The 21,978-nt window shown below is 61.9% G+C and carries 21 protein-coding genes; 11 read left to right on the top strand and 10 right to left on the bottom strand.

The genetic code is table 11. The features are described 5' to 3' along the window. Window positions 1–162 precede the first annotated feature (162 nt). The 5 genes from SM763_RS12615 to SM763_RS12595 all read left to right on the top strand — a co-directional run bounded on the left by SM763_RS12615 (window position 163) and on the right by SM763_RS12595 (window position 3,989). Window positions 163–873, top strand: a complete 711-nt coding sequence (locus tag SM763_RS12615) for a ZIP family metal transporter (protein WP_368998739.1) — start codon at window positions 163–165, stop codon at window positions 871–873. Window positions 874–1,060: 187 nt separating this feature from the next. Next, window positions 1,061–1,225 (top strand): hypothetical protein, encoded by a 165-nt coding sequence (locus SM763_RS12610; RefSeq protein WP_368998738.1) that lies wholly within the window; start codon window positions 1,061–1,063, stop codon window positions 1,223–1,225. A 60-nt stretch (window positions 1,226–1,285) separates the two neighbouring features. After that, complete coding sequence (locus SM763_RS12605; protein ID WP_274827608.1) at window positions 1,286–1,495, top strand: hypothetical protein; 210 nt, start codon at window positions 1,286–1,288, stop codon at window positions 1,493–1,495. A gap of 190 nt (window positions 1,496–1,685) precedes the next feature. Further along, window positions 1,686–2,867 carry a type III PLP-dependent enzyme gene (locus tag SM763_RS12600; RefSeq protein WP_368998737.1) on the top strand — a complete coding sequence of 394 codons (1,182 nt, stop codon included), beginning with the start codon at window positions 1,686–1,688 and terminating at the stop codon, window positions 2,865–2,867. Window positions 2,868–3,131: 264 nt separating this feature from the next. Next, window positions 3,132–3,989 carry an urea carboxylase-associated family protein gene (locus tag SM763_RS12595; protein WP_065272527.1) on the top strand — a complete coding sequence of 286 codons (858 nt, stop codon included), beginning with the start codon at window positions 3,132–3,134 and terminating at the stop codon, window positions 3,987–3,989. A 174-nt stretch (window positions 3,990–4,163) separates the two neighbouring features. Here the strand turns inward: SM763_RS12595 and deoD are convergent, their stop codons facing one another. The 3 genes from deoD to SM763_RS12580 all read right to left on the bottom strand — a co-directional run bounded on the left by deoD (window position 4,164) and on the right by SM763_RS12580 (window position 7,310). Beyond that, window positions 4,164–4,868 carry a purine-nucleoside phosphorylase gene (gene deoD, locus SM763_RS12590; protein ID WP_274827610.1) on the bottom strand — a complete coding sequence of 235 codons (705 nt, stop codon included), beginning with the start codon at window positions 4,866–4,868 and terminating at the stop codon, window positions 4,164–4,166. 24 nt (window positions 4,869–4,892) lie between these two features. Beyond that, the gene (locus SM763_RS12585) at window positions 4,893–5,213 is read right to left on the bottom strand and encodes an H-NS histone family protein (RefSeq protein ID WP_065272529.1); all 321 of its coding nucleotides are present in this window, start codon (window positions 5,211–5,213) and stop codon (window positions 4,893–4,895) included. A 120-nt stretch (window positions 5,214–5,333) separates the two neighbouring features. Further along, on the bottom strand, window positions 5,334–7,310 hold the full coding sequence (locus SM763_RS12580) for a methylmalonyl-CoA mutase family protein (protein ID WP_368998736.1): 1,977 nt from the start codon (window positions 7,308–7,310) through the stop codon (window positions 5,334–5,336). Window positions 7,311–7,474: 164 nt separating this feature from the next. On the opposite strand from SM763_RS12580, the gene SM763_RS12575 reads away from it, so the two are divergent. From SM763_RS12575 to SM763_RS12550, 6 genes are all read left to right on the top strand, one after another. Further along, a complete protein-coding gene (locus SM763_RS12575; RefSeq protein ID WP_368998735.1) occupies window positions 7,475–8,926 on the top strand; it encodes a 1-acyl-sn-glycerol-3-phosphate acyltransferase in 1,452 nt (483 codons plus the stop codon). 111 nt (window positions 8,927–9,037) lie between these two features. Next, entirely contained in the window at window positions 9,038–10,324 is a 1,287-nt protein-coding gene (ccrA, locus tag SM763_RS12570) for a crotonyl-CoA carboxylase/reductase (protein ID WP_065272532.1), read from the top strand. 374 nt (window positions 10,325–10,698) lie between these two features. Continuing rightward, a complete protein-coding gene (locus SM763_RS12565; RefSeq protein WP_065272533.1) occupies window positions 10,699–11,418 on the top strand; it encodes a helix-turn-helix transcriptional regulator in 720 nt (239 codons plus the stop codon). Window positions 11,419–11,530: 112 nt separating this feature from the next. Continuing rightward, window positions 11,531–12,172 carry an acyl-homoserine-lactone synthase gene (locus SM763_RS12560; RefSeq protein ID WP_065272534.1) on the top strand — a complete coding sequence of 214 codons (642 nt, stop codon included), beginning with the start codon at window positions 11,531–11,533 and terminating at the stop codon, window positions 12,170–12,172. Window positions 12,173–12,255: 83 nt separating this feature from the next. Next, a complete protein-coding gene (locus SM763_RS12555) occupies window positions 12,256–13,791 on the top strand; it encodes an ATP-dependent DNA helicase (protein WP_274827613.1) in 1,536 nt (511 codons plus the stop codon). Then, window positions 13,788–14,528, top strand: a complete 741-nt coding sequence (locus tag SM763_RS12550; protein ID WP_065272536.1) for an SDR family oxidoreductase — start codon at window positions 13,788–13,790, stop codon at window positions 14,526–14,528. Before SM763_RS12555 ends, SM763_RS12550 begins: the two co-directional genes overlap by 4 nt. Before the next feature lie 132 nt (window positions 14,529–14,660). On the opposite strand, the gene SM763_RS12545 is transcribed toward SM763_RS12550, so the two are convergent. The 7 genes from SM763_RS12545 to SM763_RS12515 all read right to left on the bottom strand — a co-directional run bounded on the left by SM763_RS12545 (window position 14,661) and on the right by SM763_RS12515 (window position 21,891). Continuing rightward, a complete protein-coding gene (locus SM763_RS12545; RefSeq protein ID WP_368998734.1) occupies window positions 14,661–15,077 on the bottom strand; it encodes a VOC family protein in 417 nt (138 codons plus the stop codon). An 89-nt stretch (window positions 15,078–15,166) separates the two neighbouring features. Continuing rightward, window positions 15,167–15,961 (bottom strand): TIGR02186 family protein, encoded by a 795-nt coding sequence (locus tag SM763_RS12540; RefSeq protein WP_065272538.1) that lies wholly within the window; start codon window positions 15,959–15,961, stop codon window positions 15,167–15,169. Continuing rightward, window positions 15,961–16,881 (bottom strand): sulfite exporter TauE/SafE family protein, encoded by a 921-nt coding sequence (locus SM763_RS12535; RefSeq protein ID WP_274827617.1) that lies wholly within the window; start codon window positions 16,879–16,881, stop codon window positions 15,961–15,963. Before SM763_RS12535 ends, SM763_RS12540 begins: the two co-directional genes overlap by 1 nt. Before the next feature lie 192 nt (window positions 16,882–17,073). After that, a complete protein-coding gene (locus SM763_RS12530) occupies window positions 17,074–18,081 on the bottom strand; it encodes an ABC transporter permease (protein ID WP_274827618.1) in 1,008 nt (335 codons plus the stop codon). Continuing rightward, complete coding sequence (locus tag SM763_RS12525; protein ID WP_368998733.1) at window positions 18,081–19,175, bottom strand: ABC transporter permease; 1,095 nt, start codon at window positions 19,173–19,175, stop codon at window positions 18,081–18,083. The genes SM763_RS12530 and SM763_RS12525 overlap by 1 nt, the downstream gene beginning before the upstream one ends. Beyond that, entirely contained in the window at window positions 19,176–20,705 is a 1,530-nt protein-coding gene (locus SM763_RS12520; RefSeq protein ID WP_368998732.1) for an ABC transporter ATP-binding protein, read from the bottom strand. Between the two features lie 190 nt (window positions 20,706–20,895). Next, entirely contained in the window at window positions 20,896–21,891 is a 996-nt protein-coding gene (locus SM763_RS12515; RefSeq protein ID WP_065272543.1) for a BMP family lipoprotein, read from the bottom strand. Window positions 21,892–21,978 lie beyond the last annotated feature (87 nt).

Here is a 21,978-nt window from a genome sequence, read left to right as displayed (position 1 = left end):
CCGTCAGCGATCTCGCAGATGTATTTGCCGTCTCGCGGCCTACGATCTACCGCACCCTCCAACGCACCGAGAGTGCCAATTAGCGTGCAAATATCAGTGCCATTTATCGTGAAGAGTCACACCTCCTTGCCGCGCTTTGCCAAACCTGTCTAAGTCACCGGCATGGATCCTTTCATCTCTGCCCTTGTTCTGGCTGGTTTTGCCGGCTTGGCGCTGCCGATTGGTGGTGTGCTGGCGTGGATCGAGAACATCCGCGATGCAGAGCTTCACAAAGCGGTGCTGTCCTGGGTTACCTCCTTTGGCGGTGGCGCCCTGCTGAGCGCGGTAGCGCTGGTGCTTATCCCCGAGGGAACAAGAATGCTGACGCCGATGGAGGCCCTGTTCTGGCTGGGGGTAGGCGGGCTCGCGTTCTACTGGATCGACAAAGGCATGTCCCGGGGGCAGGGCAGCCTGGCGCTGCTGTTTGCCATGCTGCTGGATTTCCTGCCTGAGGCGCTGGCCCTTGGCGCCATGCTGAGTGCGGAGGACGGCACCGCGCTGTTGCTGGCGCTGATGATCTTTTTGCAGAACGTGCCCGAAGGCTTTGCCGCATTCCGCGATATCTGGCGTTGCGACAGTCCAGCCTGGCACGTGCTGCTGCTGTTTGTCGGCCTGGCAGCTCTTGGCCCGCTTTGTGCCGCAGTGGGGCTGATCTGGCTGGAACAGCAGTCGCATATCCTGGACGTGATCATGGTCTTTGCCTCGGGCGGGATCCTGTATCTTCTGTTTCAGGACATTGCTCCGAAAGTGCATGAGGCGGGCAGTTCGGCGCCGTCGCTGGGGGCCGTGGCAGGCTTTGCGCTTGGGCTGGCCGGGCATCTGCTGATCGGATGATGTGCGGGCTGTTCAGCGATGGCCCGTTTGTGGGGCGGCAGAGCTGCCGCTGCGCCAGGTCTTATTGGATCAAAGGTTTGTCATTTCTGCATGGCGACTTTGCTCAAAAGCGACCTGCTCACGCCTGCGTTCCTTGCATATGTTCTGGCCAAGGGAGGAAGCAGCCTGAACACAAGGACATGTTTCCATGGAAAATACCGTCGCACAGACCGCCAAACTCATCGAAGACAAAGCCGCCGCAGCGCTCAAGGATCTGGAGCAGGCATGGGCCTATTTCCCCCCCGCTGCCCTGCCGCAGCCGCGTGAAGAGCAGCCGGTTGCCGCCTACGCGCCTTACTACGAGGCAGCCTGACCCGGGCACCTTGGCTGAGGCCGGATTGATAGGCTTGCAGGAGGGCGTTAGACAGCGCGTATGCCCATTCTTCTGCTGATCCTTCTCGCCGGTGTCTTTGCCTATTTCATTTGGCGCCATACCACGTCTTCGCTGACCCGCAACTGCCGCTGGCGCGCCGAGCGCAGCAAGGGCCAGTGGCGCTGCACCTTTTGCGGCGCGGTACAGCCGGGTGATGCGGCGCCGCGCCAATGCCTGAACCCGGCAAGACAGGGCAGGGGAGGGCGCTGATCGGGGCGCTGAAAAAATCCGCAGCCTCGTGCAGAAAACCACTTGAACGACTCAAAGGTTTGCCCGATATGCGCGCTTAAGACGCCAACGCACGCGCCTCTGTCGAAAGGGCTCAAAGCCCTAGGGTTACGTAGCGACGGTAACGTCTCTGATTGAAGTGAGCGGTCATAGATGGCCGGGTCTTTTGGAGATGACCATGAACGCAAACGTCACCGGGCAAATCGCCCGCGAATGTGAAGTCGTACCTACAGCACGCCACATCGAGTATATCGCGAACACCGCTTTCGCACGTCCGACCCTTGTGATCGACGGCGCCGCAGTGTCGCGCCAGTATCAGGCGCTGGCAAATGGTCTGGGCCGCGCCCGCATCCACTATGCGGTCAAGGCCAACCCCGAAGCTGCCCTGCTGCGCCGCCTCGTGCGCTCGGGTTCCAACTTCGATGCGGCCAGCCGCGCCGAGATCGAGATGTGCCTGGCCGCCGGTGCCGCGCCGCATCAGATCACATTCGGTAACACCATCAAACGCCCGGCTGACATCGCCTTTGCCCATGGCATTGGCATCCGTCATTTCGCTGTCGATGCGGTGGAGGAGCTGGAGAAACTGGCCGAACACGCCCCCGGCGCCCACGTCTGTGTGCGTCTGCTGGTCGATGCCACCGGTGCCGACTGGCCGCTCAGTCGCAAGTTCGGCTGCACCCCGGATATGGCGCTGGCGCTGATGGATCGTGCGCGCACGCTGGGCCTCGTGGCCGATGGTCTGTCCTTCCATGTCGGCTCGCAGACACGTGACCCGATGATGTGGGGGGCGACGCTGGATCAAGTCCACGTTGTCTGGCAGGCTGCAAAAGATGCAGGCCTTTCCATGCGCCTTCTGAACATCGGTGGCGGTTTTCCGGCGTCTTACGTCAATACCGTGATGGGGCCGAGTGACTATGCCCGCGCGGTGATGGCGCAGGTTGATGCACGTTTCCCGGATGCGTCCGAGGTGATGGCCGAGCCGGGCCGCGGTCTGGTGGCCGAGGCAGGCGCCATCGTGGCCGAGGTGCTGCTGGTGTCGAAAAAACACGACGAAGATCTGCACCGCTGGGTTTATCTGGATATCGGCAAGTTCTCGGGGCTGGCGGAAACCATGGATGAGGCGATCCGCTATCGCATCACCTCTGACCGCGATCATGAGAGCACTGGGCCTTGCGTTCTGGCGGGGCCCTCCTGCGACAGCGCGGATGTGCTTTATGAAAAGCAGCCCTACCAGTTGCCGCTTGGCCTCAAGGCTGGGGATCGCGTGGTGATCCATGCTTGTGGTGCCTATACCTCGACCTATGCCTCGGTCGGGTTCAATGGCTTCCCGCCGCTGGATGTGGTGGTGATCTGACCCCGGCGCGGGCCATGATCAGGGAAATTTGAAGGTCGCAAGGGCGTTCGGGGCTTGTACCCGGGCGCCTTTGGTTTTTTGAATGCAGAGAACGACAACCGGACACCGCGCCCATCGTCGCAGATCGACCGCTTGTTCGGCCATAGGCCGGACAGCCCCCGCCCGCCCCCAAGGCGGGGGCTTTGCCCCCACCACGGGCGAGGCCTGTCCTGCGCGCAATGGAAGAGGAGACACGGTACCCAGACACGAGGAGCCCTTGCGACCATGACCCATACCCATCATCCCGCCCCGGCAGACGCCGAGGCCCGCAAGGCCGTCAAACCGGTCATCTGCTATCCCAATGAAACACTGCCGGTGCCGGATCTGCCGCTCTACCGGGCGGCGCGCGAGGGCGCGGAGAAGACCGGCGAGGTGCTGGTTCCGGCCCGCGATGCCGCTTGTTTCGAAGTGCCCGCCGGGCATTTCTTCCGCATCTCCTCGGTCGAGGGGCCGCAGGTGGGGGATCTCAACCTATGGAACCGCAATGACCTGTCCGAGCGTTTCTATTCCGGTAAGAGTCGCGCCCTGCATGGCACCCACCTGACCAGCGGGGAGCGCATGTGGACCAGTTTTCCGTATCTGCGCCCAATGGCCACCATCACCGAGGATACGCTGGAGTGGTACGGCATGGATGCCTATGGCGGATCGGTGCACGATGTGATCGGCACCCGCTGTGATCCCTATACTGGCAATCTGCTGGCGGGCAGCCAGTACCACCATTGCTGCCACTCCAACCTGACCCGGGCGCTGGCCGATCATCTCGGCGTGAGCCTTGTGGAGGCGGAACCGCATGTGCATGACGTGCTGAACGTTTTCATGTGCACCGGCTTCACCCGCGATACCGGGCAGTATTTCATGAAGGCCAGCCCGGTGCGCCCCGGCGACTATCTGGAATTCTTTGCTGAGATCGATCTGCTGGGCGCGCTCAGCGCCTGCCCCGGCGGGGATTGCTCCTCCGAGCATTCCAGCGATACCGCTGCGTGCCATCCGTTGCTTGTAGAGGTCTTTGCCCCCGCTGCGGGCGCGTTGGAGGGATGGAGCAGCCCGCCGGTGAATGGCTACGACCGCAGTCACGGCCGCTAAAGCGGGCTCTCCCGCGTCTCTTTGCAGCCCCCTGCCGGGGGCCGCAAAAGCCTTGGGCCCGGCAGCGCGCGTGCCGCGCGCTGCGCCATCGCCTGACGCACGCGCATGAAAAAAGGCAGCGGAGGCGATCCGCTGCCTTTCTTATGTTCCTTAGAGATCGTGACCACGCCGGTCTCAGGCGAAGGCGGCTTCCAGCGCGATTTCAACCATATCGCCAAAGCTGCGCTCACGCTGATCCGAGGGCAGCGCTTCGCCGGTTTGCAGATGGTCCGACACCGTCAGCACCGCCAGCGCCCGGCAGCCATAGCGCGCCGCGAGGGTGTAGAGCTCGGCGGCTTCCATCTCGACGCCCAGAATGCCGTGACGCACCATCTGTTCATTGAGATCGGGCCGTTCGTCATAAAAGGTATCCGAAGAATAAATCCCGCCCACGTGGGTGGTGACATCACGCGCCTCGGCGGCCCGCGCAGCGGCCTGCAGCAGCGACCAGTCAGCGCAAGGGGCGAAATTGACCTCTTTGAAGATCGTGTCCGAGGGGGATCCGGCAGTGGTGGCCGTCATCGCGAGGATGACATCTCTCAGTCCAACCGTTTTCTGCATGCCACCGCAGGAGCCGATACGGATCAGGGTTTTGGCGCCAAAATCCCGGATCAGCTCATTTGCGTAAATGGAAAGCGATGGCATTCCCATGCCGCTCCCCTGAATTGTCACCGGATTGCCGTTCCAGCTGCCGGTAAATCCCAGCATGCCCCGGACGTCATTTACCAGACGGGCGTCCTGTAAAAAGGTTTCTGCCGCCCATTTCGCGCGATAAGGATCGCCGGGCATCAGAACCGTTTCGGCAATCTCGCCATTTTTGGCGCCAATATGGATTGTCACTGCGTTTCTCCAGTCCGGTCAGGATCAGATTTCCAGATCCGAGATATCCATTCCGGCGGTCAGGGCAGCATGCACCCAGTGCGGTTTACGGCCACGGCCGCTCCAGGTTTCTTCGGGATTGTTCGGATTGCGGTATTTGGCGGCCGCTTTTTGTTTTTTACCGCCGCCACGCTGGTTGCCACCGGTAATCTCTTCCAGAGCAAAACCGTATTTGGCAGCAGCGGCTTCGGCGGCTTTCAGGGCTTCCTGACGTTCGCGGATTTCTGCCGATTTAATTGCCGCATCAATTTGAGATTTCAGCTCAACAAGTTCGCTGCGCGACATGGAAGAAAGATCAATGCTCATTGTGATACTCCGGATCGTTAGGGCCACACCCGATTTTTCGTGCGGCCCTATATGACGATATTGACCCGGAAATATTAGCGGAATTTTCCCCATTTTGGGAAAAAAATCGTGATCAACCCATTAAGATGCAATCGCGGGTGGTTTTGCAAGGTCGACAATGTCGCTCATAATTGAATTTAGCTCGAAATCTTTTGGCGTATAGACCCGCGCCACTCCCATTTTTTTCAACCGTTCGGCATCGTCATCGGGAATAATACCGCCGACAACCACCGGAATGTGATCCAGCCCGGCATCGCGCAGCAGCTGCATCATGTCCTCGACCAGCGGCAGGTGGCTGCCGGACAGGATCGACAGGCCGATCACATGGGCGTCGTCCTTCTGAGCCTGAGCCACCAGTTCCTGGGGCGTCATGCGGATACCGTCATAGGTGATGTCCATGCCGCAGTCGCGGGCGCGGAAGGCGATCTGCTCGGCGCCGTTGGAGTGACCATCAAGGCCGGGTTTGCCGACCACGAACTTGAGCCGCCGTCCCAGCTGGTCGCTGACCGCGTTGACGGCATCGCGCAGTTCTTCAAGACCCTCGGTCTTGTTCGAGGGGGAGCCGGAGACGCCAGTCGGGCCGCGATAGGTGCCATAGGCCTTGCGCATTTCCTCGGCCCATTCTCCGGTGGTGACGCCTGCCTTGGCTGCCGCGATGGAGGGTTCCATGATGTTGCTGCCGTCCTTGGCCGCCTGACGCAGTGCGGCCAGCGCCTGCTCTACGGCGGCATTGTCGCGTTCGGCGCGCCAGGTGTTGAGGCGGGAGATCTGCTGCTGCTCTACGGCAGGATCGACGACCATGATGCCGCCATCTTCGGTCTGCAGCGGCGAGGGTTCGCCCTCGGTCCAGCGGTTGACACCGACCACGACGGTTTCGTTCCGCTCGATCCGGTTCAGACGTTCGGCGTTGGAATCCACCAGCCGCGATTTCATGTACTCGATCGAGGCAACGGCGCCGCCCATGGAATCAAGGTTCGCCAGCTCGGCGCGGGCGCCGTCTTTCAGTTCCTCGACCTTGCGGTCTACCGCTGGGTTGCCGTCGAAAAGGTCCTCGTATTCCAGAAGGTCGGTCTCATAGGCCAGGATCTGCTGCATGCGCATCGACCACTGCTGATCCCAGGGGCGGGGCAGGCCCAATGCCTCGTTCCAGGCGGGCAGCTGCACGGCGCGGGCGCGTGCCTTTTTCGAGAGCGTCACCGCCAGCATTTCGATCAGGATACGGTAGACGTTATTTTCTGGCTGCTGCTCGGTCAGGCCAAGGGAGTTCACCTGCACGCCATAGCGGAAGCGACGGAATTTCGGGTTGTCGACGCCATAGCGCTTTTCGCAGATCTCGTCCCAGAGATCGACAAAGGCGCGCATCTTGCACATCTCGGTGACGAACCTGATGCCTGCGTTCACAAAGAACGAGATCCGCCCCACCAGCGCCGGGAAATCCTCGGGTGCGATACGCGGGCGCAGCTCGTCCAGAACCGCCTGTGCGGTGGCCAGCGCAAAGGCCAGCTCCTGCTCGGGCGTCGCGCCGGCCTCTTGCAGGTGGTAGGAGCAGACGTTCATCGGGTTCCACTTGGGCACATTAGTGTAGCAGTATTCAGCCACATCCGCGATCATCTTGAGGCTGGGTTTCGGTGGGCAGATATAGGTGCCGCGCGACAGGTATTCCTTGATCAGATCGTTTTGTACCGTGCCTTGCAGTTTGCTGATGTCAGCGCCCTGTTCCTCGGCCACGGCGATATAAAGCGACAACAGCCAGGGCGCGGTCGCGTTGATCGTCATCGAGGTATTCATCTGCTCCAGCGGGATCTGGTCGAAGAGAGTACGCATGTCGCCCAGGTGGCTGACCGGCACACCGACCTTGCCCACCTCGCCGCGCGCCAGGACGTGATCACTGTCATAGCCAGTCTGGGTCGGCAGGTCGAAGGCGACGGACAGGCCGGTCTGGCCCTTGGCCAGGTTCGAGCGGTACAGCGCGTTGGAGGCCTCGGCGGTGGAGTGTCCGGCATAGGTCCGGATCAGCCAGGGACGATCGGCTTTGCGGTCATTCTGCGTCTGCGACATGGGCGGGGCCTCGCGATTCTGTGGTGGGTAATTTTATTTCGCTGTGGCGATGTAAAGCGGAATAATAAACCCATGTCAATTCGCTGCGTTGCGGCGAACACTGCGTCAGGTGCTGATCCTGCGTTACAATTGCCCGTGCAGGCCTTTGCTGCCACAGTCGGGCCATGACGAGTACCGTAGAGCTTCCGCTTTGGCTGTTTGTGCTGATCCTGCTGTTTGCTGCGGTCACCTTTGCCTCGCATTTCCTGTTTCCATCCGTGCGCTGGTTCTTCCGGCGGCGGCTGGAACGGGCGGTGGCACGGCTCAACCAGCGGCTGGAGCGCCCGATCGAGCCATTCCGCCTTGCGCGGCGCTATGACATGATCCAGCGGCTGATCTATGATCCGCAGGTGGCGCAGGCGGTGGCCGATCACGCGGCGGCGGAAGGCATTCCCGACAACGTCGCCTTTGAAGAGGCACGCCGCTATGCGCGCGAGATCGTTCCGTCCTTTTCCGCCTTCACCTATTTCAGCTTTGCCATTCGCGTCACGCGCTGGCTGTCCAATGCGATCTACCGGGTGCGTCTGGGCCATCAGGACGAAGAGGCGCTGCGTCGCATCGACCCGGAGGCAACGCTGGTTTTTGTGATGAACCACCGCAGCAACATGGATTACGTGCTGATCACCTATCTGGCAGCGCGGCGCTCGGCCCTGTCTTATGCGGTGGGGGAGTGGGCGCGGGTCTGGCCGCTGTCGCGGTTGATCCGGGCCATGGGGGCCTATTTCATCCGTCGCAAATCCCGCAATGAACTCTATCGCCGGGTGCTGGCCACCTATGTGCGCCTTGCCACGCAGGGCGGCGCGACGCAGGCGATGTTCCCCGAAGGGGGGCTTAGCCTGGACGGCGCGCTGGCGCCGCCGCGTCTTGGGCTGCTGAAATACATTGTCGACGCGCGGGACCCGGCCGGGGCGGGGCGGGATGTGGTCTTTGTGCCGGTGGGGCTGAATTACGACTGGGTGCTGGAGGACAAGATCCTGACCTCGGCCGGGCGCGCCGGAGAGCGCCGGTTCCGCGCCCGTATCGGCGTGGTGATGGCGCGGATGCTGCGGCAGCTGTGGCTGTGGATGACCGGTCGCTATCACCGGTTCGGCTATGCTGCGGTGAACTTTGGCCGCCCTTTGAGCCTTGCGGAATTCACCGCCGCGCAGCAGGCTGCCGATCCTTCTGGGCCGGTCACGGCGTCAGATCTACCCGAACCCCTGTCGCAGGAGCTGATGGAGCGGATCGGTGATATCGTACCGGTACTGCCGGTGCCCGCGGTCTGCTGGTTGCTGCTGTCCGAAGGCGCAATGACGCGCAGCGCGCTGGAACAGCGGCTTGCGGCGCTGCTGGAGCGGATGCCACTCTCCCATATTCATCTGCCCCGCGACAGCCGGTCCTATGCGGTTGAAACAGCGCTGCGGATCCTGGTGCGGCGCGGCATTCTGCGCTCCGAACACGGGCGTTACGTGCCGGTGCCCGCCAAACGGGACCTGCTGACCTACTATGCCAACTCCATTCGTCACCTGCTGCCTGCAGCGGCCCTGCCTACGGATGCTGCAGACGCCAAGGAAGTTTCTGCGTCTGCGAGGTCATAAAATTACAAAACAACCTCAAATGGGGTTGCATTATTACCTTGCCGTTTTTATTCCCTAGGTAGACCCGCGATTCTGCATTGCGGCAAAACCGTTTTAACGAAGGAGGCCATCATGGCTCTGGACACGCAGACCGACGTTCTGTCCTACGAGGCGCCCGAGAAGGATCTCTATGAGATGGGCGAAATCCCTCCGATGGGTTACGTCCCCAAGAAGATGTACGCCTGGACCATCCGCAAGGAGCGCCACGGTGAGCCGAACACTGCCATGGTCGAGGAAGTGGTGGATGTGCCCGAGCTGGACAGCCACGAGGTGCTGGTCCTGGTGATGGCCGCCGGCGTCAACTACAACGGTGTCTGGGCCGCGCTGGGCAAGCCGATCTCGCCCTTTGACGGTCACAAGGCGCCCTATCACATCGCCGGCTCCGATGCCGCGGGTATCGTCTGGGCGGTTGGTTCCAAGGTGAAGCGCTGGAAAGTCGGCGACGAGGTCGTGGTGCATTGCAACCAGGACGACGGCGACGACGAGGAATGCAACGGCGGCGACCCGATGTATTCGCCGAGCCAGCGTATCTGGGGCTATGAAACTCCCGATGGCTCCTTTGCTCAGTTCACCAATGTGCAGGCCCAGCAGCTGATGCCGCGCCCCAAGCACCTGACCTGGGAAGAAAGCGCCTGCTACACGCTGACGCTGGCCACCGCCTACCGCATGCTGTTCGGCCACGAGCCGCACGACCTGAAGCCGGGCCAGAACGTTCTGGTCTGGGGCGCGTCGGGTGGTCTTGGCTCCTACGCGATCCAGCTGATCAACACCGCCGGCGCCAACGCCATCGGCGTGATCTCGGACGAGAGCAAGCGGGAGTTCGTCATGGGCCTGGGTGCCAAGGGCGTTCTGAACCGCAAGGACTTCAACTGCTGGGGCCAGATGCCGACGGTCAACACCCCGGAATATGCCGCCTGGTTCAAGGAAGCGCGCAAGTTCGGCGCCGCGATCTGGGAAATCACCGGCAAGGGCGTGAACGTCGACATGGTGTTCGAACACCCCGGTGAGGCGACCTTCCCGGTCTCCACCTTTGTCTGCAAAAAAGGCGGCATGGTGGTGATCTGTGCAGGCACCACCGGCTATAACCTGACGCTCGATGTGCGCTACATGTGGATGCACCAGAAGCGCCTGCAGGGCAGCCACTTTGCCCACCTGAAACAGGCGTCTTCCGCGAACAAGCTGATGCTGGAGCGTCGTCTTGATCCCTGCATGTCCGAAGTGTTCACCTGGAACGACCTGCCTGAGGCGCACATGAAGATGCTGCGCAACGAACATCTGCCCGGCAATATGTCGGTTCTGGTGCAGGCGCCCAAGACTGGTCTTCGCACCCTTGAGGACGTTCTCGAAGCGGGCAAATAATCCCGCCCTGCCGGGTTTCTATTGCTGAAAATCAGAAGAGCGAATCATTTCAAGTGGTTCGCTCTTTTTTGCTTTCTGAATCTTAAAATATAACAATTTCAGAATGTTGCTCAGGGCTTTCCTCACCATTTCTGGGGAAGGAAAATCTGCGAATATACGAAAAATTCTCGCAAAATTAGGCTGTCCTTGGGTGACATAGGCTCAAGGGGGGGCCGATATGGCAAAAAATGAATGGATTCTGGACGTTCTCGTTGACCTCAGAGAGGTTGCCGCTGCAAAAGGTCTGGGGAGGCTAGGCGACCAGCTCGATATCGCGCTGGATATTGCTTATGCAGAGATCACGCCTCAGCTTGATGACAACGGTACGCGATCCTATGGGGAAAACGGTAGATCTGGACGGCATCCTGGAGGACTTGGATGCCACCACGACACTTGAGGGTCTGCAAAAGATCACCGAGCGCGTCCGGGATGCCTTTGAGATCGATCATATCGTCTATCACTGGGTCGATAGCGCAGGCGAGCAATACGGCTGTGGCACCTATGATGATGTCTGGGTCCAGCGCTATCTGGAGCAGGGCTATCTGCGGACCGATCCGGTCATCATTGGTTGTTATCAGCGGTTTCATCCGGTCGATTGGAAGCGGCTCGACTGGTCCACCAAATCGGCGCGTATTTTTCTGAAAGACGCGCTGGCGCATGGGGTCGGAAATCAGGGTTATTCAATTCCGATTCGCGGTCCCAACGGGCAATTCGCGCTCTTTACCGTCAATCACAATTGCTCAGATGAGGACTGGGAAGAATTCACCGAAGCCCACAGCCGCGAACTGATTCTGATGGCGCATTATTTCAACCGCAAAGCGCTGGAATTCGAACCTGATCGCGGCCCGGAACAGGCCCAAACCCTGTCGCCAAGGGAAATTGATGCACTGACCCTGCTGGCAATTGGTTACAGCCGTGCGCAGGTCGCACAAACGCTTTCAATTTCGGAACATACCTTGCGCGTTTACATTGAAAGTGCTCGATTTAAACTCGGCGCGCTGAATACGACTCATGCAATTGCCCGCGCATTAAGCTGCGGCTTTATCGTTGTCTGATCCGGGCGCGAAAATCTGCTCAAATCCAATCTTATGAATTCGTTAATGTCTTTGGCGCATCGCCTTCTGGGCGTAAGCTCCCCCTGCATTTCAAGCAAAAGGGGACGAAAAAATGCTTCGCTATATCTACGGACACGACCTGCATAAACATCCTGAACTGGCCCGCTCCATGTTTCAGGATCGCGCCGACCAATTCCGCACCCGTCTGGGCTGGGAGGTCAGCGTCGATGCCAACGGACAGGAACGCGATCAATACGATGCGCTGGATCCGCTTTATGTGATCTGGGAAATGCCGGATGGCAGCCATGGCGGCTCCATGCGGTTTTTGCCGACCACCGGGCGCGTGATGGTGAACGAAATTTTTGGCCATCTCACTGGCGGCAGTCCGATCACCAGCCCGCTGATCTGGGAATGTACCCGGTTCTGCCTGTCGCGCAATGCGCCGTCCAAGGTGGCGGGTGCGCTGATGTTGGGCGGGGGTGAGATCATGCGCAATTTCGGCATCCGCCATTTCGTCGGTGTCTTTGACCGTCGGATGATCCGGATCTATCGCGCCATCGGCTCCAGCCCCGAGGTTCTGGGCACCGAGGGAGAAGGTCGTGACCAGATCAACGTCGGTCTGTGGGAGTTCACTCCGGACAGCTATGACATGGTGGCCAGCCGCGCGGGCATCGCGCCCGAGCTGTCGCGGCTGTGGTTCGACCGCTCCTTTGGCGGTGCCGACCCGATGAAGCAGATGGCGCTGACTGGCTAGGACTCGGGTCTGTCTTGCGACCCCACATGCCACGGGGCCGGTTGCATCTGGTGCAGCCGACCCCGCAGCTGTAGGGTCGCGCCATGACAAAGCCGCTTATTCAATTCTCCGACGATCAGGCCGCCGCTTTTGACAGCGTGACCGCGCTTTTGCACCAGGCCGGGGTGGATCTGGACGATGGTCTGCTGCATCCGCCGCGCGGCGATGCCGGGGTGATGGCGGTGATCGGCAAGGCGGGATCGGGCAAGACCCTGCTGCTGGCCGAGCTTTACAAGGCGCTGGAAGATGCCGGCGTCGAAGTGGTGTCGGGCGATTACGAAAGTCGCAAGAAAAGCGGCAAGCGCACCCTTGCGATTCTGGCCCCCACCAACAAGGCAGCCAGCGTGCTGCGGCTGCGCGGGGTGCCCGCGACCACCATTCACCGGATTCTCTACACGCCGGTCTACGATCCCGAATACGAACGCATCGCGGAATGGTTGGCCGGAAACGGCGAAGAGCCTGATATCGAAGGTCTTACCGAAGAGGCGCTGGCCCGCGCGGCGGCCTTTTACGAGCGCAACAAATCGATCCCCGGGGCGCTGGCGGCGGCCGGGCTGCGCGGCTCCGATTTCATCACCGGCTGGAAACGCCGCGAGGATCCGCTGGACATCGGCTTTGTCGATGAAGCCTCGATGCTGGATGACCGTCAGTTCAGCGATCTCAAAGAGATTTTCCCGACCCTGCTGCTGTTTGGCGACCCGGCGCAGCTGGCACCGGTGAACCAATCCGGCGCCATGGTCTTTGACGGGCTGCCAGAGACGCGCAAATTGGTGCTGAGCCGCATTCACCGGCAGGAGGCCGATAACCCCATTCTGGATCTCGCCCATGCGCTGGCCGATCCACAGCTGGGGTTCGAGGATTTCGAGCGCATGGTCGAAGACACCGCCCGCCGCGACGAGCGCGTGGTCTGGGGGCAGCGGGTCGAGGTCGACCTGATGGCGCGCTCTCCGGTGCTGGTCTGGCGCAACAACACCCGCATCCGCCTGATCAACGCCTTCCGCAGCGTCCATGGGGCGCCCGAGGATGCGCTGATCGAAGGCGAACCTTTGATCTGCGATGGCATCGAACTGCCGCTGAAACACCGCAAGAAACGTCTGGATCTTGAAGCGCGCGGGCTGATCAAGGGGGCGCAGGTGATCTACCTCGGCCCCGGCCGCAAGCCCGGATTTTCCCGCCTGCACGTGATGGGCGCCGAGGATCCGCAGGTCTCGGCCGCTTCCATCGTGAAGATCGAAAAACCGGACGAGGAAGAGCCCTTCATCCCCTTTGCCGCGCGCATGGGGGCGACCTTTCTGCATGGGGCGGCGGTGACCATTCACAAGGCGCAGGGCTCGCAATGGGAGACCGCGCAGGTCTTTGCCCCCGATATCTACGCCGCCGCGCGCATGGGCCGGGTCGAGGCCGGTCAGCCGCTGTGGAAACGGCTCGCTTATGTGGCGATCACCCGGGCGCAGGAGCGGCTGATCTGGGTGGTGCGCAACCGGCTGGCCAAACCCACCGGGCCGCTCCGGGTGGACGATCTGCGCGCCGCACCGGTGGCGGCGCTGACACTCGAGGCAGAGGAGGAAACCGCGTTATGAGCAACAAGACAATCCTGATCACCGGCGCCAGCTCTGGCATTGGCCGGGCGGTGGCCGAACAGTTCCTGACCCAAGGCTGGACCGTGGGCCTGCTGGCCCGGCGCGCGGACAAGCTGGCGGATGTGGCGCTGGGGCACGACCGGGCCTATGTGCTGCCTGCCGATGTCACCGATGCCACCGCCGTGGATCATGCGGTCAACAGCTTTGCCATGCAGGCCGGACGGCTGGATGTGCTGTTCAACAACGCGGGCATCTTCACGCCCCCCGGCACCATCGATGAGATCGCGCTGGAGGATTGGCATGCCTCGGTCAATGTGAACCTCACGGGCATGTTCCTGGCGGCGCGGGCGGCCTTTCGGCAGATGCGCCATCAGGCACCGCAGGGCGGACGGATCATCAACAACGGTTCCATCGCTGCCCATGTGCCGCGTCCCGGCTCGGCGCCCTATGCGGCCACCAAATCGGCGATCACCGGGCTGACCCGCAGCATCTCGCTGGACGGTCGGCCCTTTGATATCGCCTGCGGGCAGATCGACATCGGCAATGCCCGCACCCCGATGGTGGAGGATCTGGCCCATCGCCATGCCGAGGCCAATCCCGAGGCCGCGCCGATGGACACCTTTGATGTGGCGGATGCGGCGCGGTCGGTGCTGCATATGGCTGAATTGCCGCTGGAGGCCAATGTGCAGTTCATGACGGTGATGGCCACCAAGATGCCCTATATCGGCCGCGGCTGAGGACGGCAGGGCGGGGCACTCCCGCCCGTCTTCAAGCTGCTTGCGCCGCTCTCATCCCGTTGGGCCGGGCACCGCGCATGGCGCGCTGCCTGTTTCGAGAGGTCGTGATCCTGTCGCCCTTGAAGACCTGGGCTAACCGTCTCGTCCCGGCTCGTTCGGGTTGCTGGAAAACAATGCTATCTTGTTGCCTTGTGGATCGCGCAAGTAGCCGACAAAGAACCGGGGGCCATAGGTGTCACGAAATCCTGGCGGCCCTTCGTCAGAGCCTCCTGCGGCCAGCGCGGCGGCATGGAGGGCGCGCACCTGTTTCTGGCTGCGCGCCTCAAAGGCCACCATGGCGCCATTGCCAGCCGAGGCCGCCTCTCCATCGAAGGGCGGTTTGACGTAGAAATCAGGCAGAGCAGGAGACTGGCCCGGCTCCACTGGCAGGGCATAGCTTAGACCTTCAGGTCCCTCCGATAGCCCATAGCCAAGGGTAGGTAGGAAGGCAGAATAGAACTGTTTGGCACGCGTGATATCGTCAGCTCCGACGGTGACATAGGCGATCATGCTTGCTGTCCCATTGCGCGATACATCTGATTGCCAAGGTGGCAATCCGACTGGCTGTTTAGACTGCGAAACGGCATGAATTGACGCTCCTACCGGTCGCGCAGCAGCTGGAAGGCTGCCGAGGCGCCCCAGCCAGCAAGGACGGCAATGACCAGTGACATGATCCCGTAAATGAAGGGCCGTTCGCGCGAGAGGGCGTAGAGGAACCGTTCCAGCCCGACCTTGCGCACGTCGATTGCGGTTTCATAGCTAGAGACGACCTCGCCGCCGCGGGTCAGCAGCACGCGGGTGGTATAGGCGCCCTCGGTCAGGTTCGCGGGCATGTCGATCGCGGTGCGGAACAGGGTTTGCTGGTCCACGGTGACGGTGCTGGGCCGCAGGGAGTAAAGCCCTTCCTCGCGGCGGATGCGCACCACGGCCTCGGCAAAATCCTGGGCGCCGCGGATGTTCATCGCGGCCCCGACCGAGCGGATGGCGCGTTCGACCGATACCTTGTGGCGCAGGTCCTCGATATCCGTCAGAACCGCGCCGAAGGGGGCGCTGGTGGCTACGGCGTAAAAGCTAGGCGCGGAGTCGACCAGCACGCTGTCAACATTGACCCAGATGCCAAGCTTCTTTTCCTTGCGACGCACGGTGACCGGGGCGGAGGGGCCAGACACGGTGACGATCACTTCGAGCGGCGGCGCATCCGCCGGGATCGGAGTGTCGCGTTTCACCGCGCCGAAAACCAGGATTTCAGAGCCGTCAAAATCGGCGGTGATGGCGACGCGGTTCTGGCTGAGGCCAAGCACAACCGCTTCGCGCTCGTTAGCGCGACCCGGGGAAGCGAGAACCGCAGGAAGGCTGAGCAGGGCAATTAGCAACAGGCGGAAGAGCGGCGTCATCAGTGACCTCCTGCCACGCCGAGCGAGAACAGCTCGTCCGGCTGAATAAGAAGCTCAAGCCCCAGTTTACCGCAGACCAGCAGCACCATCAGCGCCAGCAGGATCCGCAGCTGTTCGGCCTTGAGATAGGTGCCGATGCGGGTGCCGATCTGTGCCCCGACGACGCCGCCAACCAATAGGAGCACGGCCAGCACGATGTCCACGGTAAAGTTGGTGGTGGCGTGCAGCATGGTGGTAAAGGCGGTGACGAGGATGATCTGGAACAGCGAGGTTCCGACCACCACCTTGGTCGGCATGCCGAGGATATAGATCATTGCGGGCACCATGATGAAACCGCCGCCCACGCCCATGATCGCGGCCAGAATGCCGACAGCGACGCCGACCAGAACCGGCGGGATCACCGAGATATAAAGCCCGGAGGTGCGGAACCGCATCTTGAAGGGCAGGGCATGCACCCAGCTGCGCTGCCGCCGCGCTGCGGGCGCGCCGCCCGATTTGCGGGATTTGCGCAGGGCGCTGAGGCTTTCGATGAACATCAACCCGCCAACGACGCCAAGAAAGACGACGTAGCAGAGCTTCACCAGCAGATCGACCTGACCCATCTGTTTCAGATGGTTAAAGACCACCACGCCGAGCGCGGCGCCAAGAAGACCACCGGCCTGCAGCACAAGCCCCATCTTGATATCGACGGTGCGCCTTCGAAAATGGGCAAGGACGCCGGAAAAGGAGGAGGCGACGATCTGGTTGGCCTCGGTCGCCACCGCCACAGCAGGCGGAATGCCGATGAAGAACAACAGCGGCGTCATCAGAAATCCACCGCCGACGCCGAACATCCCGGAAAGGATACCCACCAGCCCACCCAGCCCCAGAAGAAGGAAGGCATTGACCGAAACCTCGGCGATGGGAAGGTAGATCTGCATACTCAATTTAGACCCCTTTGCTGGTGCAAAATCAACTGGCGATGCCGCCCCGCAGCATTCAGGACCGATAATCGGGATCAATCTGGACTTATTGCCCCGGGTGAGGGGGAAGGGCACGTGTAAAACGCAAAACCGCCCGGCGTAGGGCCGGGCGGTTTGACTGGGTCATGCAGCTATGTGAGCGGTGCGCTCTTAGCGCTCCTTCACGTAAGGTTCGCCGCCGGCGCGGGGCGGAATGGCCTTGCCGACGAAACCGGCCAGGATCACCACGGTCAGGATATAGGGCAGGGCGTCCATCACCTGCACCGGAATGGTAACGCTGCCCAGTTCGATATTCTGAAACCGTAGCGCGACCGCTTGCAACAGGCCGAATAGCAGGCAGGCGCCCATCGCGTGCCAGGGCCGCCATTTGGCAAAGATCAGCGCCGCCAGCGCGATGAAGCCACGACCGGCGGTCATGTCTTTCACGAAACCGGCCTGCAGGGCCGTCGCCAGATAGGCGCCCGCGATGCCACACAGAAGGCCGCAAATCGCAACGGCGGCAAACCGCAGCCCCACCACCGAAACACCGGCCGTGTCCACCGCTGCCGGGTTTTCCCCGACCGCGCGCAGACGCAGGCCAAAGCGGGTGCGGAACAGCACCCACCAGGTGAGCGGCACCGCGAGGAAGGCGGCATAGACGAGGATGGAATGCCCGGAGAGCAGCTCGGAATAGACCTGATGCAGCGGGCCTGCCTCGGCGATCAGCTTGGACAGGGGGCGGCCCGTGGCCTCGGCATCGCTGGGGCCGATGGCAAAGGGCAGCTCAATCCCGCCAAAGCGGCCCTCGGTCAGCAGCGAAGGCGTGCGTCCGCCCTGCTGGAACCAGTCCTGCGCGATCAGCACGGTCATGCCGGCGGCAAGGAAGTTGATGGCAACGCCTGAAATCAGCTGGTTGCCCCGAAAGGTGATCGAGGCCACCCCGTGCAGCCCAGCCAGCACCAGCGAGGAGGCGATGCCCGCGAGCAGTCCCAGCCAGACATTGCCGGTGACTGCGGCCACTGCAGCGGACAGAAAGGCGGCCATCAGCATCTTGCCTTCAAGGCCGATGTCAAAGATGCCCGCGCGCTCTGAGAACAGGCCGGCCAGGCAGGCCAATAGCAGCGGCGTCGCCAGACGGACGGTGCTGTCCAGCACCTGAATGATGGTCAGGAATTCCATCAGGCTTTCTCCTTCCGCAATGCAAGGAAGATCTTTTCAAGCGGTATCCGCACCATATTGTCCAGCGCGCCGGTAAAGAGGATGACCAGCGCCTGAATGACGACGATCAATTCGCGCGGGATCGAGGTCCAGAGCGCCAGTTCCGCGCCGCCCTGATAGAGGAAGCCAAAGAGGATCGCGGCCAGGAAAACGCCAAAGGGATGGTTGCGCCCCATCAGCGCCACGGCGATGCCGATGAAACCAGCGCCCTCGGTAGAGTTCAAAACCAGACGCTCGGCCTCGCCCATGACGTTGTTGATCGCCATCATGCCCGCAAGCCCACCCGAGATCAGCATCGAGATCATGATGATCTTCACCGGAGAGATCCCGGCATAAAGAGCGCCGGGTTCGGAATGGCCATAGGCGCGGATTTCATACCCCAGCCGCGTACGCCAGATCAGCAGCCAGACCACCACGCAGGCGGCAACGGCCACCAGAAGGCTTACGTTGGCCGGTGCCGATTTGGAAAAGGCGATACCGAATGGGGCCAGAAGCTCGTGCAGGCTTGGCAGGTGAACAGCTTCGGCAAAGCGGGCTGTGGCTGGATCCATGGCCCCTGCGGGCTTCAGCACATTGACCAGCATATAGTTCAGAACCGCGGCTGCGATGAAGTTGAACATGATGGTTGTGATGACGATATGGCTGCCGCGCTTGGCCTGAAGATAGGCCGGTATGGCAGCCCAGGCGGCCCCAAAGAGGGCGGCGCCAAGGGAGGCAAAGATCAGCGCCAGCGACCAGTGCGGCCAGGGGATGTAAAGGCAGACAAGCGCAACGCCAAGCCCCCCCAGCATCGCCTGACCTTCGCCGCCGATGTTGAACATGCGGGCGTGGAAGGCGACGGCGACCGCAAGGCCGGTGAACAGGAAATTGGTCGCATAATAAAGCGTGTAGCCCCAGCCATAGGTGGAGCCGAGCGCGCCGGTTACCATCATCTTGACCGCAGCAATCGGATCCTCGCCGATGGCCAGGATTACGAGGGCAGAGAGGAGGGCCGCCAGTATCAGGCTGATCAGCGGGATCAGGACCACATCGGCCCATTTCGGCATCTTTTCCATTTACGCGGCCTCCCCCGCGACACCGGCCATCATCAGGCCGAGTTCCTTTTCGTCGGTCTGATCGGCAGGGCGTTCGCCCATGATCATACCGTCAAACATCACCGCGACCCGGTCCGACAGGGACAGGATCTCTTCCAGCTCGACCGAGACCAGGAGGATCGCCTTGCCCTCATCGCGCAGGTGCACGATCTGCTTGTGAATGAATTCGATAGCGCCGATATCGACGCCGCGAGTGGGCTGGCCGATCAGCAAGAGGTCGGGATTGCGCTCGATTTCACGGGCGACGACGATCTTCTGCTGGTTGCCGCCGGAAAAACTTTTGGCGGCCAGCCAGGGATCTGGCGGGCGCACGTCGAATTTCTCCATCTTCGCAGCGGTGTCGGCGCGCAGGGCAGCGTTGTCCATCAGAAGGCCCCGCTGGTATTCCGGCGCGTGGTGATAGCCAAAGGCGACGTTTTCCCAGGCGTGGAAATCCATGATCAGCCCTTCGCGCTGTCGGTCTTCAGGGACATGGGCCACATGGGCGGCGCGGCGTGCCCGCCCGTCCGATCCGGCGCCAGACAGCGGCAGCGGCGTACCATTGAGGCGGATCGTACCGGTGCCGGGGCGCATGCCGCCCAGAACTTCCAGCAGCTCTGACTGGCCATTGCCCGCAACCCCGGCGATGCCAAGGATCTCTCCGGCGCGCACATTGAGGTCGATACCTTTGACCCGCTCAACGCCCGCCTCGTCCACGACGCGCAGGTTCTCGACTTCCAGGATCGGCTTGCCGGGCTTCGCGGGGACCTTGTCCACGCGCAGCAGCACCTTGCGGCCCACCATCAGTTCGGCCAGATGTTCGGGGCTGGTCTCGGCGGTTTTTACCGTTGCGGTCATCTCGCCGCGGCGCATGACGCTGACCGTGTCGGTCGCCTCCATGATCTCGCGCAGCTTGTGGGTGATCAGGATGATCGTCTTGCCCTCGGCGCGCAGCCGGTCAAGGATACGGAACAGCTGGTCGGCCTCTGCCGGGGTCAGAACGCCGGTGGGTTCGTCAAGGATCAGGATCTCGGCCTTGCGGTACAGCGCCTTCAGGATCTCCACCCGCTGCTGCATGCCGACGCCGATCTCGTCGATGCGCTTGTCCGGGTCCACGAAGAGTTCGTATTCCTCTTCCAGCGCCTTCAGCTCCTTGCGGGCGCGGGTCAACGAGGGCATCAACAGCCCGCTGTCCTCGGCGCCCAGAACGATGTTTTCCAGCACCGTGAAATTCTCGACCAGCTTGAAATGCTGGAACACCATGCCGATCCCGGCGGAAATGGCGGCCTGGCTGTCTGGGATCTCGGTCTTCTTGCCGTTAATCCAGACCTCGCCGCTATCGGCCTTGTAGAAGCCGTAAAGGATGCTCATCAGGGTGGATTTTCCGGCGCCGTTTTCGCCGATGATCCCGTGGATCGTGCCGGGGGCGACGCTGATGGAGATGTCCTTGTTGGCCTGGACGGGGCCAAAGGCCTTGGAGATGCCTTTCAGTTCAATCGCTGGTGCCGTCATTCTGGCTCCTCAACATGCGGGGGCGCGGACCGGGGGGAGGCCGGTGTGATGCGCAGGGGGCGGATACCGGTGCGGCGGTGCGTCCCTCGGATGGGATGGAAAAACCAAACCCGGAGGCGGCGTTGCGGCAGCCTCCGGGCAAAGTGGGCTCTGGCTATGCCTTTTCAGGCCGGGCCAGAGCGGTTGCCGATCAGAACGACAGCGCCGGGCAGCTGTCGTCGGACATGTAGTCATGCACCTTCAGCTCGCCCGAGGCGATCTTGGCCGCTGCAGCGTCCACCATGGCTTTCATCTCGTCCGAAACCAGCGGCGCGTTGTTGTCGTCGAGCGCGTAGCCGACGCCGCCATTGGCCAGCCCCATGACCGAGAAACCGGTTTCCATGTCGGCGCCATCGCTGAAGGCCTCGTAAACCGCGTTGTCCACGCGTTTCATCATCGAGGTCAGGACCTTGCCCGGGTGCAGGTGGTTCTGGTTGCTGTCCACGCCGATCGACAGGATGTCCTCATCCGCAGCGGTTTGCAGCACGCCCACGCCGGTGCCGCCTGCTGCGGCATAGACCACGTCAGCGCCCTGGCTGATCTGCGCCTTGGTCAGCTCGGAGCCCTTGACCGGGTCATTCCAGGCCGCCGGGGTGGTGCCGGTCATGTTGGCGATCACCTTGGCGTCGGGGTTGGCGGCCATCACGCCCTGGGCATACCCACAGGCGAATTTGCGGATCAGCGGGATGTCCATGCCACCGATGAAGCCGACGGTGCCGGATTTGGAGGCCTCAGCTGCCATCATGCCGACGAGGTAGGAGCCCTCGTGCTCGTTGAAGACAACCGAGCGCACGTTGGGCGCGTCCACGACCATGTCGATGATGGTGAATTTGGTGTCTGGGTAATCCGCAGCCACCTGGCCCAGCGCGTCAGCAAAGGCAAAGCCCGCCATCACGATCGGGTTGGAGCCGGCTTCGGCAAAACGGCGCAGGGCCTGCTCGCGCTGGGCTTCGGACTGCAGCTCGATTTCGCGGAAGCTACCGCCGGTTTCATCGGCCCAGCGTTTTGCGCCCATGAAGGCCGCTTCGTTGAAGGATTTGTCGAATTTGCCGCCAAGGTCAAAGATCAGCGCCGGATCCGCCAGGGCCGCGCCCGCAGTGACGGCCAGTGCGGCCGAGCCGCCCATCAGGGTTTTCATCAGGCTCATTAGAATACTCCCAGTTGTGTTTTATGATTGTCACAGCCGCCGTTGGGCTGCCCGGTGCGTTATGTGACCGGGACGAATAGAGGTGCG

This window comes from Pseudophaeobacter sp. C1-32P7 (assembly GCF_041008775.1).
Lineage (GTDB): Bacteria > Pseudomonadota > Alphaproteobacteria > Rhodobacterales > Rhodobacteraceae > Phycobacter > Phycobacter gallaeciensis_A.
The sequence above is the reverse complement of the archived record's forward strand: the minus strand, read 5'-3'. Positions and strand labels throughout refer to the sequence as shown.